At 68.6% G+C, this 16,749-nt stretch carries 17 protein-coding genes; 6 read left to right on the top strand and 11 right to left on the bottom strand.

Features of this window, described 5'->3' with window-relative positions:
• Positions 1–9: 9 nt before the first annotated feature.
• Together FNH24_RS23900 and FNH24_RS23895 are read left to right on the top strand one after the other, a co-directional pair.
• A complete protein-coding gene (locus tag FNH24_RS23900) occupies positions 10–969 on the top strand; it encodes a carbohydrate ABC transporter permease (protein ID WP_152364741.1) in 960 nt (319 codons plus the stop codon).
• Positions 966–1,862 carry a carbohydrate ABC transporter permease gene (locus tag FNH24_RS23895; protein WP_152364740.1) on the top strand — a complete coding sequence of 299 codons (897 nt, stop codon included), beginning with the start codon at positions 966–968 and terminating at the stop codon, positions 1,860–1,862. Before FNH24_RS23900 ends, FNH24_RS23895 begins: the two co-directional genes overlap by 4 nt.
• Position 1,863: 1 nt before the next feature.
• Here FNH24_RS23895 and FNH24_RS23890 read toward each other — a convergent pair whose 3' ends face one another.
• Positions 1,864–2,658 carry an SDR family NAD(P)-dependent oxidoreductase gene (locus FNH24_RS23890; protein ID WP_152364739.1) on the bottom strand — a complete coding sequence of 265 codons (795 nt, stop codon included), beginning with the start codon at positions 2,656–2,658 and terminating at the stop codon, positions 1,864–1,866.
• Between the two features lie 101 nt (positions 2,659–2,759).
• On the opposite strand from FNH24_RS23890, the gene FNH24_RS23885 reads away from it, so the two are divergent.
• Positions 2,760–3,584: a helix-turn-helix transcriptional regulator gene (locus FNH24_RS23885; protein ID WP_152364738.1), complete on the top strand. Its 825-nt coding sequence runs from the start codon at positions 2,760–2,762 to the stop codon at positions 3,582–3,584.
• Positions 3,585–3,765: 181 nt separating this feature from the next.
• Here the strand turns inward: FNH24_RS23885 and FNH24_RS23880 are convergent, their stop codons facing one another.
• The 3 genes from FNH24_RS23880 to FNH24_RS23870 form a co-directional block, all read right to left on the bottom strand.
• The gene (locus tag FNH24_RS23880; protein WP_217428465.1) at positions 3,766–4,974 is read right to left on the bottom strand and encodes a metallophosphoesterase family protein; all 1,209 of its coding nucleotides are present in this window, start codon (positions 4,972–4,974) and stop codon (positions 3,766–3,768) included.
• Between the two features lie 252 nt (positions 4,975–5,226).
• Positions 5,227–5,541, bottom strand: a complete 315-nt coding sequence (locus tag FNH24_RS23875) for a GIY-YIG nuclease family protein (RefSeq protein ID WP_152364737.1) — start codon at positions 5,539–5,541, stop codon at positions 5,227–5,229.
• A gap of 133 nt (positions 5,542–5,674) precedes the next feature.
• Positions 5,675–6,253: an NADPH-dependent FMN reductase gene (locus FNH24_RS23870; RefSeq protein WP_152364736.1), complete on the bottom strand. Its 579-nt coding sequence runs from the start codon at positions 6,251–6,253 to the stop codon at positions 5,675–5,677.
• Positions 6,254–6,401: 148 nt separating this feature from the next.
• On the opposite strand from FNH24_RS23870, the gene FNH24_RS23865 reads away from it, so the two are divergent.
• Positions 6,402–6,800, top strand: a complete 399-nt coding sequence (locus tag FNH24_RS23865; RefSeq protein WP_246187041.1) for a winged helix-turn-helix transcriptional regulator — start codon at positions 6,402–6,404, stop codon at positions 6,798–6,800.
• An 11-nt stretch (positions 6,801–6,811) separates the two neighbouring features.
• On the opposite strand, the gene FNH24_RS23860 is transcribed toward FNH24_RS23865, so the two are convergent.
• The 3 genes from FNH24_RS23860 to FNH24_RS23850 are packed head-to-tail and all read right to left on the bottom strand — an operon-like array spanning position 6,812 to position 9,995.
• Positions 6,812–8,185, bottom strand: a complete 1,374-nt coding sequence (locus FNH24_RS23860) for an ABC transporter substrate-binding protein (protein ID WP_161606287.1) — start codon at positions 8,183–8,185, stop codon at positions 6,812–6,814.
• A gap of 5 nt (positions 8,186–8,190) precedes the next feature.
• Complete coding sequence (locus FNH24_RS23855; protein WP_152364734.1) at positions 8,191–9,069, bottom strand: carbohydrate ABC transporter permease; 879 nt, start codon at positions 9,067–9,069, stop codon at positions 8,191–8,193.
• Positions 9,069–9,995: a carbohydrate ABC transporter permease gene (locus FNH24_RS23850; protein WP_152364733.1), complete on the bottom strand. Its 927-nt coding sequence runs from the start codon at positions 9,993–9,995 to the stop codon at positions 9,069–9,071. The genes FNH24_RS23855 and FNH24_RS23850 overlap by 1 nt, the downstream gene beginning before the upstream one ends.
• Positions 9,996–10,137: 142 nt before the next feature.
• Between FNH24_RS23850 and FNH24_RS23845 the strand changes: the two genes are divergently transcribed.
• Positions 10,138–10,515 (top strand): DUF6153 family protein, encoded by a 378-nt coding sequence (locus FNH24_RS23845; protein ID WP_152364732.1) that lies wholly within the window; start codon positions 10,138–10,140, stop codon positions 10,513–10,515.
• A gap of 246 nt (positions 10,516–10,761) precedes the next feature.
• The gene (locus FNH24_RS23840; protein WP_152364731.1) at positions 10,762–11,370 is read left to right on the top strand and encodes a DUF305 domain-containing protein; all 609 of its coding nucleotides are present in this window, start codon (positions 10,762–10,764) and stop codon (positions 11,368–11,370) included.
• Between the two features lie 192 nt (positions 11,371–11,562).
• Here the strand turns inward: FNH24_RS23840 and FNH24_RS23835 are convergent, their stop codons facing one another.
• From FNH24_RS23835 to FNH24_RS23820, 4 genes are read right to left on the bottom strand one after another with little or no spacing between them, the layout of a single operon-like run.
• A complete protein-coding gene (locus FNH24_RS23835; protein ID WP_152364730.1) occupies positions 11,563–13,458 on the bottom strand; it encodes an FAD/NAD(P)-binding protein in 1,896 nt (631 codons plus the stop codon).
• Positions 13,455–14,411, bottom strand: a complete 957-nt coding sequence (locus tag FNH24_RS23830; protein ID WP_152364729.1) for a carbohydrate ABC transporter permease — start codon at positions 14,409–14,411, stop codon at positions 13,455–13,457. Before FNH24_RS23830 ends, FNH24_RS23835 begins: the two co-directional genes overlap by 4 nt.
• Entirely contained in the window at positions 14,408–15,253 is an 846-nt protein-coding gene (locus FNH24_RS23825) for a carbohydrate ABC transporter permease (RefSeq protein WP_217428462.1), read from the bottom strand. The genes FNH24_RS23830 and FNH24_RS23825 overlap by 4 nt, the downstream gene beginning before the upstream one ends.
• Positions 15,253–16,743 carry an ABC transporter substrate-binding protein gene (locus FNH24_RS23820; RefSeq protein WP_161606286.1) on the bottom strand — a complete coding sequence of 497 codons (1,491 nt, stop codon included), beginning with the start codon at positions 16,741–16,743 and terminating at the stop codon, positions 15,253–15,255. The genes FNH24_RS23825 and FNH24_RS23820 overlap by 1 nt, the downstream gene beginning before the upstream one ends.
• Between the last annotated feature and the right edge of the window lie 6 nt (positions 16,744–16,749).

The following is a 16,749-nucleotide window of genomic DNA, read 5'->3' as shown; positions in this document are numbered from 1 at the left end:
AGCGGTCCGATGACCGACCTCACGACGATCGGCGGGGCGCGGATCGAGCCGTCCCTCCCGCTGAGCCGCCGTCGCACCGCCCGCGGCCCGGGCGGCATGTCGACCCGGGTGGGCTGGCTGTTCATCCTGCCGAATCTGCTCGGCTTCGCCACCTTCACCGTGATCCCGCTGCTGTCCGGTCTGGCGATCGCCTTCACCGACTGGGATGTGGTGTCCGGGCTGGAGGGGCTCAGCTTCGTCGGCCTGGCCAACTTCACCGAGCTGGCGGCCGACCCGGCGTTCTGGGACGCGGTGCGACGGACGATCACCTACGCCGGGTTCGGCGTCCCGCTGACCATGGCGGGCGGAATGGCGCTCGCCCTGGCCCTGAACGGCGAGGTGCCCGGCCGGGCCGCGCTGCGGGTGATCTTCTTCATCCCGCACATCGTCTCCTCGATCGCGATCGGCTTCGTCTGGCTGCTGCTGCTCAATCCGTCCAGCGGCCTGATCAATCTCGGGCTGCGGACGATCGGCATCGCCGAACCGCCGACCTGGCTGGTGTCGCAGGAGTGGAGCCTGCCGTCGCTGATCATGATCGCGGTCTGGTCCGGGGTCGGCTTCCACGCGGTGATCTACCTGTCGGCGCTGCAGAGCATGCCGGCGGATCTACACGAGGCCGCGGCGATCGACGGAGCAGGGCCGCTGCGCCGGTTCGCCACCGTGACCTGGCGGTCGTTGATGCCGACCACCACGTTCCTGTTGATCACCTCCATGATCAGCCAGTCGCAGGGCTTCGGGCTGATCGCGTTCCTGACCCAGGGCGGGCCGGGCGAGTCGACCACGACGATGTCGTACCTGATGTATCAGAACGGGTTCCAGTACTACCGGTTCGGCTACGCGGCGGCGATCGGCGTCACCAGCTTCCTCGGCGTGCTGCTGCTCAGCGTCTTCTTCTGGCGGCTGCAACGGAACCAGGGGTTGTACACATGACCGCGACGAGCACCCTGTCCCGTCCGCTCGAGCGGACACCGCAGCGTCGGACCCCGGCCCGCAACCGGCCGGCCGCCCGGCTCCGCCGCTACGTCAAGGCGATCGTGCTCTGGACGCTGGCGATCGGCTTCCTGCTTCCGTTCGTCTGGATGATCTCGTCCTCGCTCAAGCGCAACCTCGACGTCTTCTCCATCCCGGTGCGCTGGATCCCCGACCCGGTGCAGTGGGCCAACTACGCCGACGTCTGGCTCGGCGACGCCTCGATCGCCCGCTACTTCGCCAACTCGCTGCTGGTCTCGCTGGTCGGCGTCGCCGGTGATCTGTTCACCTCCTCGATGGCCGGGTACGCGTTCGCCCGGCTCTCCTTCGTCGGCCGGGACAAGATCTTTCTGCTCTACCTGGCGACGGCGATCGTGCCGACCCAGCTGCTGCTGATCCCGCGGTTCATGTACTTCCAGCAGCTCGGCCTCTACAACACCTTGTGGGCCTTGATCCTGCCGGGCATCTTCACCGTCTTCGGCACCTTCCTGATCCGCCAGTTCTTCGTCGCCGCGCCGCCCGAGCTGGGCGAGGCGGCACGGATCGACGGGGCGAACGAGTGGCAGGTGTTCTGGCGGATCTACCTACCGCTGGCCCGGCCGGTGCTGGCCGCGCTCGGCATCATCAGCTTCGTCGGTTCCTGGAACGACTACGAGACCCCGTTGATCATGCTGTCGGACAAGACCAGCTACACCGTGCCGCTCGGCCTGACCCAGTTCGTCGACTCCGACGGCGGCCTCTCCGCGGGGCTGGCGATGGCGGCGTCGGTCTCGTCGGTGCTGCCGATCATGGTCGTGTTCCTGATCTTCCAACGGAACTTCATCGCCGCCCTGGCGCACAGCGGACTGAAATGACTCAGCCGATGGTCCGGATGGTGCCGCCCTCGGCGCGGACGGCGGCGCCGTTGGTGGAGACCGCGAGCGGGCTGCTCAGGTAGACCACCTGGCTGGCCAACTCCTCCGGTGTCGCCGGCCGGCGGAGCAGCGAGGTCGGGCGATACTCGGCGAAGTAGGCGGCCTCGACCTCGGCGGCCGACCGGCCCTGCTCCGCCGCGGCCTTGGCGATGAAGTCGATCGCGCCCTCGGTCGCGACCGGCCCGGCCAGCACGGAGTTGACCGTGACGGCGGTGCCGCGGGTGAGTTCGGCGAGGCCGCGGGCGACGGTGAGCAGGGCACTCTTGGTCATCGCGTACGGCAGCATGTCCGCATCACCGGTGACCGCGGAGTCGGCGGAGACGAAGATCATCCGGCCGGTGCCGCGGGCCAGCATCCGGGGCAGGTGGTGCCGGGACAGCCGGATCGAACTGAGCACGTTGGTCTCGAAGTAGCGCAGCCACTCCTCGTCGGCGACCTCAGCGAACGTCGCGAAGTCGGAGATCGCCACATTGTTGATCAAGATGTCGACGTCGGGCTCGGCGTCCAGCAGCCGGCGGCCGCCCGCCGCGGTGGTGACGTCCGCGGCGACGGTGCGTACCTCCGCGCCGGGCACGGCGGCGAGCAGCCGGTCCCGGGCGCCGGTCAGGCGGGTCTGGTCGCGGCCGTTGAGGACGATCGTGACGCCCTCGCGGGCGAGGCCGGTCGCGACGGCGAAGCCGATGCCCGCGGTCGATCCGGTGATCAGGGCGGTCTGTCCGCTGAGCTGGAGATCCATGCCGCCCAGGCTGCCCGGCCGGCGGCCGGGCAACCAGCGTCTGCTGAACGTAGGCCTGGCAGGGTCAGGGTCGCGGCCGAATCCTTGGCAATACTGGACCGATGCAGAACAGCATCGGGCTCGGCGATTTCCTCCGGTCGCGGCGCGCGCAGTTGCGGCCGGCGGACGTCGGCCTCGGTGAGTACGGCCGCCGCCGCGTCCCCGGCCTGCGACGGGAGGAGTTGGCCCAGCTCGCCGGAGTCAGCCCGGCCTACTACACCCGGCTGGAGCAGGGGCAGAGCCGGAACGCGTCCGATGTCGTGCTGGATGCCCTCGCCCGAGCGCTGCGGCTCGATGATCATGAACGGGCGCACCTGCACGCGCTGGCGCGGCCCACTCCCCCGGTCCGCCGTCGGGCTCGGCCCGAACGGCTCCGGCCCGGGCTGGTGCAGCTGGTCTCCACGCTGAACGTGCCGGCCCTGGTGATCGGCCGCCGGATGGACGTGCTGGCGTGGAACCGGGCCGGCCAGGCCTTGTTCGACTCGACCTTCGCGGCCGGACCGGGCGCCTTGCCGAATCTGGCCCGGATCACCTTCCTCGATCCGCCGGTCCGCGACCTCTTCGTCGACTGGCCGCGGCAGGCCCGGGAGACCGTGGCCTGCCTGCGCTTTCTGGCCGGTCGGCACGGCGACGATCCGGAGCTGACCGAGCTGATCGGCGAGCTGTCCCTGCGCAGCGACGAGTTCGCGGCCCTGTGGTCGCGGCACCGGGTGCAGAGCTGCGCTCACGCCACCCTGGACCTGCGGCATTCCCAGGTCGGCGTGATGACGGTGGACGAGGAGTCGCTGGACCTGCCCGACGATCCGGGTCAGCGGCTGCTGCTCTACACCGCCGCACCCGGTTCGCCGTCCGAGGCGGCCCTGCAGCTGCTCGCCGCGGCGGTCTGACGCTCGTTCCCTGAGCCTGTCGAAGGGCAAGCCCGACACGTCCGTTCCCTGAGCCTGTCGAAGGGCAAAGCCAGGTGCCTTTCCGGCCCACAGGCCCAACCAAGAGGGCATCAGGCTTGCCCTTCGACAGGCTCAGGGAACGAACACCGCTGGGCCACACGCCCATAACGACCCGACCGGTTCAGCCCCGCTGGGACCGCTCCAGCGGGGCGGGCGGGATCGGCTGGTCGTTGGCGGTCAGGTCGATGCCGAAGTCCTTGGCCCAGACCATCTCGGTGTCGACCTGCACGTCGTCGCCGTCCTCGGTCAGGGTGAACACCCGGGCTCCGCGGAGCCGGTTGCGCTCGGCGCCCGACAGCCCGTAGGTGCCGAAGCCGGTGTTGCCGGCATAGCCGAGCAGGACGCCGTAGTAGTCGCCGACGTAGGTGTTGACGTGATCATGACCACAGAACACGCCCCTGACGTCGCCGCGGTCCAAGATCGCCGAGAACATGCCGCTGTTGACCGGGCCGGGGCACTCGTCCTCGTTCCGTTCGCCGACGATCTTGTGCTTGGCCACGGCCCGGCCATGATCGGCGGCCGTCCGGCTGTCCACGCTGGCGAACCACATGAACCGGTACTCCCAGAGCGGGATGTGGATGAACATCAGCGCCGGCACCACCTTGCGGGCCTGCGATTCGACCCGGCGGGAGGTCTCGGTGTACCACTGCACCTGGTTCATCCGGATCCAGTCCCAGGTCGGGTAGCCCTCGAAGTCCTGCCCGGCGATCTTGGCCGGCGCATACCGACCGCTGTCCAGCAGGAACAGGTTGAACGCCGGCCGCTGCCCGCTCGATCCCTTGATGATCAGGTTCATGTTGCCGGTGCCGGTGATGTCGGCCGGGCTCGGCTTGTTGAGATTGTGATCATAGGAGCGGTAGAACGCGAGCATGTCCGGCTCGTCCATCCCGGTGTCCGGGGTCGAGTCCTCGTCGTGGTTGCCGAAGGTGATCGCCCAGGGGATCTTGCGGTGCTCCATCGGCAGCACCACGTTGTTCATCGCCTGCCGCATCGCCAGCTCGTTCTCGCAGCCGCCGGTGATGTTGTCGCCGTTCAAGATCACCAGATCCGGCCGGACCGAGTCGAGCGTCTTCTCCATCAGCTCGATCGTCCGCCGGTCGATCAGCTCGTCGTCCTGGGTGTCGTTGAACTGAACGATCGTGAACGTACCGTCCTTGCCGAAGCGCAGCCCGCGCGCCGAGGCCGGCGCCGCCTGCGCCGACTGGCCCGTCATCGCCGCCCCGAGCCCCAGCGCCGCCGCCGCGCCGCCCATTCCGATGAACCGGCGTCGGTCGAGACCGCCACCCGCCGACTCCTCGACTCCATCCTGCTCATGATCATGGTCGGTCACGATAGTCCCCCGTCTGTGTGCTGCGCCGTCGCGCGGAGGCTAACCGCCGTACCTCCCGCCCGCGGATCAGTCGATCGACCCTGAGGTGACCATCAGATGACCAATGCAGGTTCTCGCTCCCTGAGCCTGTCGAAGGGCAGAGCTGGGCCGCACAGGAGTTCCGTTCCCTGAGCCTGTCGAAGGGGCAGAGCTAGGCCGCACAGGAGTTCCGTTCCCTGAGCCTGTCGAAGGGCAAGCCCGATGCGCCGCGCTCTATCGACCGACCTGCCCGCCATCCGAATCGCCCCGTGCCCGCGATGTACGTGACAAACCGGGCAGGTCGGTGAACCGCCCTTCGATCAAAGCAACACGCTTCGCGCGCCGCCAACCTTTGATCTTGCGCTCCAGCGCGTACGCCTCATCGATCCGGTCGCACTCCGCGAACCAAACCAGCCGAACCGGCCGCCGCTTTGACGTGTAGCCATCGGCCGACCCGAGATAGTGATCTTGCATGCGCTGATCAAGATTTCGTGTGCTGCCGACGTAGAAGGTGCCATCGACGCACTCGAGCAGATAGGTGTAGGGCATTCGTTGAGGATGGATCCAGATCAGGAGAGTCAGCAAGCTGACTCCGGCAGATCTGTGGACAACTATGCCGGTTCATCGGGCTTGCCCTTCGACAGGCTCAGGGAACGAAACTCCTATGCCCCATCCGCTACTACTAGACGGCAGCCAACCGCCGCCCTTCCCGCACCCCGCGGAGCGCGCCGGACCAGGCGGTGAGCTGGTCCAGCATCGCGTCCAGGGTGCTGCCCTGGCGCTCGTTCGGCCGGAACCGGCTGAACTCCTCGAAGTCGGTGAAGAGCGACAGTGCCACCTGCTCCCGTACCGTCGCGACCTGCAGCTCGGCCGCGATCAGCCGCAGATGCTCGACGGCCCGGGCCCCGCCGACGCCGCCGTAGCTGACGAACCCGGCCGCCTTGTCGTTCCACTCCCGATAGAGGTAGTCGATCGCGTTCTTCAGCACGCCCGACGTGGAGTGGTTGTATTCCGGGGTGACGAACACGTAGCCGTCGAACCGGTCGATGGTCTCGGCCCAACGCTTGGTGTGCTCGCCGGCGTACTGGCCGAGCGACGGCGGGATCGCCTCATCGAGATGAGGCAGCGGGTGGTCCAGCAGATCGATCAGCTCGTAGTCGGCGTCGCCGCGGGTGCGGGCCCGGTCGAGGGCCCACCGGGCGACCGCCTCGCCGTTGCGTCCCGGTCGGGTGCTGCCGAGGATGATGCCGATCTTGACCATGGTGCCTCCTGGATCGTTGCCGAGGGAAGAAGCCGCGCCCCTGCCCTGTTGTCGCTGATGGGAACAAGCCGGATCCGCACCGCATTTCGGCTTGTCCACGCGCACTTCGAAGTGCGTGACGCGACTCGAGGGAAGAAATGGAGCCAGCGTGGATTGCATCGAGAAGGTGGAGCCGGGTCAGGTCATCTTCTGCACCGACGACCGCGGCCGGCAGCAGGTCCGGGACCGGCTGCGGATGGTCGGCGACAGGTGGTCGCTGGTCGTCGTGTCACTGCTCGCGGCGGGCCCGCTGCGGTTCACCGAGCTGATGCGCGAGGCCGACGGCATCTCGCACCGGATGCTGACCAAGACCTTGCGCGGGCTGGCCCGGGACGGGCTGGTCACCCGGACCGCCTACGCCGAGGTGCCGCCGCGGGTGGAGTACGACCTCACCGAACTCGGCCACACGCTGCTGGAGCCGATCACCGGACTGGCCGCCTGGGTCGAGACCCATCTGGTCGAGATCGACCATCACCGGGCCCACTACGACCTGGACGGCCCGACCTGAGCTTCGTTGGATCAGCCGGTGGAGTCGTTGTAGTTGGCGATGGTGAGGGCGACGTTCTCCTTCACCTTGCGCATCGACTCGGTCGGATCCTGGCCGATCAGTACGCGCTCGAGCCCGTCCTCGGAGGCCTTGCGGATCTGCGGCATCGAGCCGGCGACGCAGCCGGTGCTGGTGGGCCGGACCTCGGTCGCGTTCAGCGAGTCGATGGCGACCTGGAACTGCGGGTTCTTCGCCAGATATTCCTGCTCCACCGGCAGTTTCAGCGCGGCCGGGGTGACCGGGAAGTAGCCGGTGTTGGTGTGCCAGAAGGCCTGTGACTCCGGGGTGCTGAGGAACTGAACGAACTGCCAGGCGGCTTCCTTCTCCTCCTCGGTGTGACCCGGGCCGGAGATCCACAGGCTGGCGCCGCCGATCGACGGTCCGGCGCCGGCCGGCAGGGTGCCGGAGACCACGGGGTACGGGGCGACGCCGACCTCGAACTTGCCCTCGGCCGCGGTGAGGAACGACTTCAGCGAGCCGGTCGACTCCAGCGTCATCGCCGTCTGCCCGGCCTTGAACGCATCCTGCGCATCCTTGGTCGCCCGGCCGGTGTTGACCGCCAGCCCGTCCTTGATCATTTGTTGCCACCAGGTGGCGGTCTCGATCAACAGCGGCGAGTCGAGGTTGACACTCCGCACCCGCTCGCCGGACCGGCCGTTATCGGCGTCGCAGTAGAGCTGGTCGGCGGTGGAGGTGAGCTGCTCCAGCAGCCAGCCGTAGATCGCGGCGCCGAACCCGTACTGGATCGGTCCGCCGCGGGAGCGGGACAGCTTCTCGGCCGCGGCCCGGATCTCGGCCAGGTTGCGCGGCGGATGATCGGGATCGAGGCCGGCGTCGCGGAAGGCGGTCTTGTTGAAGTAGAGCAGGGGTACGGAGCTGTTCAGCGGCATCGACCACTGCTTGCCGGCGACGGTGTAGTAGCCGGCGATGTTCTTCTGGATCTGGCCGAGGTCGTAGCCGTCCCGGTCGGCGAAGTCGGCGATCGGCACCACCTGCTTGGAGTCGATCATGAACTGGGTGCCGATGTCGTAGATCTGCACCATCGACGGGGTGGTGTTGGACTGCACCGACGCCTTGTATTTGGTGATCGCGTCGTCGTAGGCGCCCTGGAACGTGGCCTTGACAGCGATCCTGCCCTGGTGTTCGGCGTTGAACTGATCCACCAGCTTGTTCAGGGCGACGCCGTTGCTGGCGTCCATCGAGTGCCAGAAGCTGACCGTGGTCACCCCGCTCGCCCGGTCCAGGACTCCCGGATCGGGCACGTCGAGGTTGCCCTCCGGACGCTGGCCGGCACAGCCGGTCAGCACCAGGCCCATGATCAGCGCGAGCGCGACTCTCCGCTTCATGATCATCACTTCCCCGCTCCGGCGGTCAGGCCGCGGACGATGAACCGCTGGCCGAACAGCACCAGGATCAGCGTCGGGATCAGCGCCAGCACCACCCCGGCCAGCACCATGCCCGGATCGCCGGCGTCGACCGACTGCAGCTGGGTGATGCCGATCTGAATGGTCTGGTTCTCCGGCGCCTGGGTGATCAACAACGGCCAGAAATACATGTTCCACGCGGACAGGAAGGACCACACGCCGAGTGCGGCCAGGGTCGGCCGGGTCAGCGGGATGACGATCCGCCAGAGGAAGCCGAAATCGCTCACCCCGTCCACCTTGGCCGCGTCCCGCAGCTCCATCGGAAAGGCCAGGAACGCCTGCCGGACCAGGAAAACTCCGAAGCCCGCCGCCAGGTACGGCAGCGCCAGCGCCCAGACCGTGTTGACCAGCCCGAGCTCGGCCATCGCCAGGTAGTTCGGGATGATGATCGCCTCCCAGGGGATCATCATCGTGCTGAGCAGCAGGAAGAACCAGAACCGGCGGGCCCGCAGCTTCAGGAAGACCAGGGTGTACGCCGCCGCGATGCTGGTGATCAACTGACCGAGCACGACCAGGGCGGCGACGGCGAAGGAGTTGCCGTACTGCTGGAGCAGCGGGATCACGTCCAGCGCCGAGGCGTAGTTCTGCGGCGTGAACCCGCTGACCGGCCACAGCTTCGGCGGGAACGTGTTGATGTCCGCCGGCGACATGAAGCTGCCGATGATCACGTAGTAGACCGGGAACAACAAGATCAGGAAGAGCAGCCCGAGCGCGAGGTAGGTGCCGACCCCGGCGCGGGCGGTCTTCAGCCCGCCGCGGCGCTGCCGGGGCTGGGTCTTGGTCGGTTCGACCGTGGCGATGGCCATCAGCTGTAGTACACCTTCCGCTCCAGCACCCCGAACTGGAAGGCGGTGATCGCCAGCACGACGATCAACAGCACGATCGCCTGCGCCGAGCCGTAGCCGAAGTTCGAGTTGTTGTTGGCGAATGCGACGTCGTAGATCGAGTACACCAGCGTGGTGGTGGACCGGTCCGGGCCGCCGCGGGTCAGGATGTGGATCTGGCCGAAGCTCTGCAGCGCCTGGATGGTGCCGGTCACCGCGAGGAAGAACAGCTGCGGGCTGATCAACGGCATGATCACGCCGAACTGCAGCCGCAGTCCGTGGGCGCCGTCCAGCCGGGCCGCCTCGAGCACGTCGTCCGGCACCGCGCCGAGGCCGGCCGACAGCACCAGCAGGTTGTAGCCGAGCTGCATCCAGATCGAGGTGATCGCGACCGAGATCAACGCGACCCGCGGATCGGTCAGCCATCCGACCGGCGCGATGTTGATCATCGACAGCATCCCGTTGAGGACGCCGGTGGCCGGGTTGAACATCACCCCGAACAACACGGCCGCGGTGGCCACCGAGAACGCGAACGGCAGCGCGAATGCGGTCCGGAACAGCCGGATCGCGCGGATCCTGTCCTGCAGCAGCAGCGCCAACAGCAGCCCGAGCGCCATGCTCGGGATCACCGTCAGCAGGACGAAGCCGAGGGTGGTCAACAGGATCCGGCCGAACTCGGGATTGGTGAACGCATTGGCATAGTGCGCGAAGCCGATCAGCCCGGTCGGCCGACCGAAGATGTCGCTCCGCGTGAAGGATAGATAGATCGAGCGGCCGAGCGGGATGAAGAAGAACGCGACGAACACGAACAGCGCCGGAATCAGGTAGGCGAATGCCGCCAGGTTCTCCCGCAGCCTCGATCGGTGCGCCGGGCTCGCAGCGATCGGGCCAACTCCCGCGTCGGCCATGCCCCGACCCTAGACCGCGACGTCGCGGCGCCTCGGCATCCGCGATCCCGGTGTGTCGCGGTGGCCGTGGACCCGGCCTCGGCGTGGCCGATCGCGCCGGTGCCGACGGGCTCGGCCGATTGAAGGCCCCTACCATGGACCGATGGATCGGCTGAGTCGGCGCCTCGTCGCGGTGATCTTGGTCGTGCTCGGCCTGATCGCGATGCATCAGCTGTCCAGCGAGCACCGGGTCGCCACCGGGCAGCCGGCCGACCCGGCGGCCATGACGGCGCTGCACGGTGCGGCCGGTGATCACGCCCCGGCCGACGACCAGGGCTGCGCCGACTGCGCGGGGCACGAGATGGCGCTGGCCACCTGTCTGCTGATCTTGACCCTGCTGCTGGTCGCGGCCGCGCTGATCCGGCCCGGTTGGCGGCTGGCGCCGCCCGGCCTGACCCGGCCGCTGCCTCGGCTCGCGCCACCCGCGGTCCGCTTCCGTACCGCGTTGTCGTTGATCGAACTCTCCATCAGTCGCACCTGATCCGGGACTAGGAGGGTGGTGTTGAACGGTGGTCGTAGCGAGCGGTGCCCAGGTGCGTGCTGGGCAAGGCGGAGGAGAAGGTCGTAGCGGTGTCCTACGGACGCCGACGACAACGCAGTCCAGCGCGCGCCTGGGTGCCGCTCGCTGCGGGCACCGTTTGACACCACCCTCCTAGGACCTCAGCACCGTCATCCGGCGCCGGTGATCATTCCCGCGCCGTTTCCGTACCAGAGAAGGAATTCGATCATGAACACGTTCACCCTGCCCACTGTCGCCCTGCCCACTGTCGCCCTGCTCGCCGCCGGACTCCTCGGCGGCCTGGCCGGCTGCGCTCCGGCCGCTCCCCCGCCGGCCCACCACGCCTCGAGCCCGGCCGCGCCGGCCGCCGGCGACGTCAACGACGCCGACGTGGCGTTCACCCAGGGGATGATCCCGCACCACCAGCAGGCGATCGAGCTGAGCGACCTGTTGCTGGCCAAGGATTCCGTCGATCCGGAGCTGGTCACCCTTGCCCGGGCGATCAAGGCCGCGCAGCAGCCGGAGATCGACACGATGACGTCCTGGCTCGCCGACTGGGGCCGCCCGGCCACCCCGTCGGGCCACCAGGGTCATGGCGAGTCCGACGGCGGCATGGCCACCGCGGCCGACCTGGAACGGATCCGCGCCAGCGACACCGCCGCGGCGGAACGCCTGTTCCTGACGCTGATGATCGCCCATCACGAGGGCGCGGTCGGGATGGGCGAGACCGAGCTCAAGCAGGGCCGCAACCCGGCCGCCCGCGAGCTGGCCCAGACGATCATCGACACCCAGCAGGCCGAGATCACCACCATGAAGGAACTCCTCCAGACCCGCTGACCCGCCCACACCGAAGCTCGACCCGTCAGATCCGCTGCGACACGCCGCCAGAATGCCCGCGGATCTGACGGGTCACCGGAATTCTGCCGACCCGTCAGATCCGCGGGCGTTTTCGCGGCGTGTCGTAGCGGATCTGACGGGTCGGCGGAAGGGCTCGGCGCGGGCTCGGGGGCCTCAGGGGTGGGTCGGGGGTCAGAGGTGGAGGAGTTCGAGGGCGGCGCGGGCGACGGCGTCGGTCTCGCGGAGGAAGCGGGAGTTGGTGCCGGCCAGGGGGCCCAATTGGGTGCCGAAGTGCAGGCCTTCGAGGGGGACGCCGACGGCGAAGATCCGGGGGTGTTCGCTGCCGTCGGTGCCGACCAGCCGGTACGGTTCCAGGCCGACCTCGACCGCGCCGGACTCGAACGCGCCCGGCTCCGGATCCCCGGTGTGATCGGGGATCCGGTAGGGGCGGGCCAGGCCGGCGTGACGCAGACCGGCGAGCAGCGGGTCGGCGGTGCGGCGCAGGTCGGGCGCGGGCAGGTAGCACTCCAGGAAAGCGGCTGCGATGACCTCACTGCCGGCGACCTGACCGGAGGCGGCGACGAAGCCGCGGTCGCTCTCGGTCACCGTCAGTTCGGGCCCGATCGGGCGGACCAGGCCGGCCTCGGTCAGCGCAATCAGTTCGGCGATCCGGCGCGCCGGCGGTCCGCTGGCCAGGGATCCGGCGAAGCCCTTGTACCAGCGGTCCACCGCGGCGTCGTAGGAATGGCCGAGCAGCCCGCCGTAGCGGACCAGCGTGCGCAGCGAGGTCCGGCCCTGACCGAGCATCACCGAGGCGCACTTGAGCGGGCTGTCCAGACCGCGGGCCGCCTCGGCCAGGTCCCGGCGGAGATCAGCCAGCCACCACGCGTGCAACGCCGCCGGGGAGTCGAACCGGCGGCCGGCCAGCGGCCGGTCCCAGGCCGCCAGGTCGGCCCGCTGGGCCGGCTCCGGCACCACGGACTCGATCGCCGCGGCCAACTCGGCGCCGCCCCAGTCGCACTCCCGCAGCGCCTTCATGATCAACTCCGGGTCCGCCGCGAAGGCCTCCGGCCGGACCCTGGCCAGGGTCTCGTAGTAGACGGCCAGGGTGTCCTTGGCGATCAACGGCCAGAGCTCGGTGGTGAAGTCGATCATCCCGCGGCGATGCAGCCGCTCGATCACCTCGGCGGTCAGGAAGCTGGGCGGGAACCTCGGGGTCATGGTGCCGAAGACCGCCTTGGCACGGTACGGGGTGCCGCGGCCGGATCCGACCACCATGGTCGGCTCCGCCCCACTCGGCCGATAGACCAGCCCGGCATCCGTCTCCTCGAACCGACCGCCGCGACCCTCGGTCAGCAGCGAGACGTAGTCGAAGAAGTTCATTCCCAGCCCGCGCATGATCACCGGCCGGCCGGCGGCGATCGCCGAGAGGTCCTGGTCGATCGGATTGGCCGGCCGGCCGTAGAAACGATCATGATCACGGGCGGTGGCGATCCGGCTCCGTTCGGCGGCACCGGGTGCGAGGTCGGCGTGACCGGTCGCGATCAGCACGGCGTCGGCGGTCAGGTCGGCCCCGTCGGCCAGGGTGACCCGGAGCCGGTCGGCCTCGGGCCGGCAGCCGACCGCGGTCTGCCGGTGCTCGACCACCCGCATGGTCGGGGGCAGCCGGCCCAGATCGGTGCGGAAGCACCAATCCAGATAGGCGCCGAGCAATCGCCGCGGCGGATGTGAGTGCGGCCGCATCTCCTCTGCCATCGCGATCAGCTCGGCATCGTCGAGGGCGACCTCGCCGGCCGTCACCCACCGGCACCAGTCGTACAGCGTCGGCCCGGGCACGATCGGGCCCGCGCAGGTCACGCTGTCGTCGGTGAAGTGGGTGGCGTCGGCGCAGAGCGTGTTCATCAGCAGGTGCCCGGGCTGGTCCGGCCGCCAGACCCGGCCGCCGACCGGCGCCGGATCGACCAGGTGGATGATCACCGCCCGGCCGCCGGCCAGCTCGGCGTTGGCGATCAGTCGCTCCAGCAGCGAGCAGCCGCGCGGCCCGGCGCCGATGATCACGATCTCCGCGGCGCCATCGGCCGCGGTCACCCGGTCGCCCGTTCCGCCCGGCGGAAGCCACGCAGATAGAAGTAGGCGGCCCCGGTCAGCAGGATCGCTGTACAGACCGCCAGGGCGGAGGCCTGCCCGATGCTCTGCGACTCGAAGGCCAGCGACCGGATCTCCAGCGGTACGGTCACGGCGGCGCGATCGGGCCCGCCCCCGTTGGACAACAGGAACGGCAGGTCGAAGTCGTACGCGGTCCAGATCGTCCGCAGCAACGCCCCGGCCAGCAGCACCGGCACGATCGCCGGCACGGTCACCGTGCTGAACCGGTGCCGGGCGCCGCCGCCGTCGACCGACACCGCCTCGTACAGCTCCTTCGGAACGGTCTGCAGCCGGGCCAGCACGATGATCACGAAGAACGGCGTGTACTTCCAGACGTTGACCACGATGATCGTGCCGAGCAGCGTCGCCGGGTCACTCAGCCAGGACGCGGGCGCGTCGATCAGGCCGATCGTCTGCAGCAGGTAGTTGATCAGGCCGGTCACGTCGTTGAACATGAACCGGAAGATCAGCGCGACCACGATCGCCGGCACCATGTACGGGAACAGCACCAGCCCGCGGGCCACGCTCTGGAACCGGAGCCCGGCGTTGAGCAGCAGCGCCACCCCGACACCGAGCAGCACCTGCAGCACCAGGTTGGCGAACGTCCACACCGCGCTCCGGGCGATCGAACCCAGCGTCTCCGGCTGGGAGAAGATCGCGACGTAATTGGCCAGGCCGGACCAGGTCGCGACGCCCGTGCTGTAGTCGACGTCGTTGAACGAGTTCCAGACCGCCATCGCGAACGGATAGAAGGCGAAGACGATGATCAACACCGCCGCGGGGGCCGCCATCGCGGCGGCGAGCTGCCGGTCGGTGAGCCCGGACCGGCGCGGCTTCCGCGGACCGTGTCCCTCGGTCCGCGCCTTGTCCCGGGAGCTGACGTAGGCGTTGCTCATCCGCGCACCGCCCCCTCGCCGATCCCGGAGATCAGCCAGCGCTGGGCCAGCACGAACAAGATCACCACCGGCGCGACGATGGTCAGCGCCGCCGCCATCAGCAGCCCCCAGGACTCGGTGCCCATGTTGCCCATCAGCAGGAAGATCGCGGCGTTCGCCGGCAGCTTGGAGTTGGTGGTCATCAGCGTCGAGGCGAACAGGTATTCACTCCAGGCCGCGTTGAAGGTGAAGATCCCGGTGCTGATCAATCCGGGCACGGCCTGCGGCAGCACCACCCGGAGGAACGCGCCGAACCGGGTGCACCGATCGATCATCGCCGCCTCCTCGATGTCCACCGCGACCCCGGTGAAATAGGACCGCAGGATCCACAGCGCGAACGGCAGCAGGGTTGCGGTGTAGAGCACGGCCAGCGCAACCCGGTTGTCCCCCAGTCCGGAGCCGAACAGGATCTGGGTCACCGGCACCAGGACCAGGATCGGCGGGATCAGGTACGCGACCAGGGACAGCTCGCCGAGCACCCGGACCAGCCGGAAGTCGAACCGGGCCATCGCGTAGGCGGCCAGGGTGCCGAAGACCAGGGCGCCGGCGGTCGCCGTGCCGGCGATCACCAGGCTGTTGAGCAGGTAGGTGCCGAAGTCGTACAGGGTGAACAGTGCCACGAAATGATCACCGGTGACCGCCCCCGGCAGCACCGTCGGCGGATAGGCGATGATCTCGGAGTCGGGCCGGATCGCGTTCACCAGCACCCAGAGCAGTGGACCGGCGGAGATCACCAACACCATGATCAACAGCAGGTACTGCACCACCCGGACCGGCCGCATCCCCCGGCGGCCGGCCGCCACTATTTGGTCACCTCGGGCTTCCAGTCCGGGTTCTTCGACTTCCAGGCCGCGGCCTTCTCGCCCATCAGCTTCGCCGCCTTCTGCCACGCCGCGTCCGGGGTCTCACCCTTCAGCAGGATGTCCTGGAACATGGTGCCGTCGATCGGCGGCGACGACCACACGTCCGGCGCCCACGGGCAGATGTTCAAGATCTTGCCGTCGAACTTCTGGCCGGACACCGCGCCCATCGACACCGACGAGGTCATCGCGCTCGGCACCTGGCTGATGAAGGTGGTCAGCCAGTCCTTGTGCTGGGCCAGATAGCCGTCGGTCGCGGATTCGATCTTGTCCCGCATCAGCTGCTGCACGCTCTTCAGCGACGGCAGCAGGTGCCCGGGCACGGTCAGCGCGAAGGCCAGCGCATCCTCGCCGGTGGTGAGCCGGCGCAGGAAATCCTTGGCCAGATCCGGATCCGAGGTCCGCGAATACAGACCGTACTGCTGACCGGAGCCGAAGTGCAGCTGTCCGGTCATGAACGGGCCGGCCGGGATCGGCATCACGCCGGTGTTCTCCGCGACCTCCTTGGCCCGCTGGTCGATGGTCACGCCGAGCCGGCCGGGGAAGGTGGCGAAGGCCGCCTGGCCGGCACTGTAGGTCGTGACGATGTCGCCGTAGGCCGCGTTGTAGAACGACTTCCGGGTGTATTTCATGATCTCGGCGAACCGCCGCACCGCGTCCAGCACCTCGGGCTGGTCGAAGGTCAGGTTGCCGTCGGTGTCGAAGTAGTCCCAGCCGGACTGATAGATGTACGGCGCGAAGAACTGCAGCGGCAGCTGCGCGGTGGCGCCGACGGCCATCGCGATGCCGACCCGATCTCCCTTGGTGTGCAGGGTTTTCACGGCGTTCAGGTACTCGTCGTAGGAGGTCGGCACGGACAGCCCGGCGGCGTCCAGCAGGTCCTTGCGGTAGTAGGCCAGCGACGAGTTGGACTGCAGCGGGATGCCGTAGTCGTGGCCGCCGATCACGATCCGGGTGCCGGGCAGGAAGTCGTCCTTGCCGATCTCGGTGACCAGATCGTCCAGCTCGGCCAGGTGACCGGCCTGCTGGAAGTCGGCGAAGGTGCTCACCGTCGGCGAGAAGATGCCGACGTCGGTCTTGTTCTGGAATGCCGTGGTCAGATACTGCAGCTGGTTGGCGTCGGCATAGACCGTGACCTTGACCGTCTTGCCCGGATGATCTTTCTCGAACTTCGCGATCACCATGTTGTAGAAGGCGAGCGTGGCCGGATCGTTCTCCACGGTGTAGAGCGGCACGACATTCGGGTCGCCGCTGCGCTCGGAGGTGCCGCCGCCCGGTTGCTGCTGGGTCAGTCCGCCGCCGCAGGCCGTCAGCAGGGCGGCCGAGGACAGTCCCATGGCCGCGGTCAGGAACCCGCGCCGGCTGAGATCACCGGCCACCAACTGGCTCCGCAGCCGCCGCACCTGCTCGACTTCGTTCCGTACCGACGACATCTGCAT

This window comes from Microlunatus speluncae, from assembly GCF_009299835.1.
GTDB classification, from domain to species: domain Bacteria; phylum Actinomycetota; class Actinomycetes; order Propionibacteriales; family Propionibacteriaceae; genus Microlunatus; species Microlunatus speluncae.
Note: the sequence above shows the minus strand (reverse complement) of the source record. Positions and strands in the feature narration are given on the sequence as shown.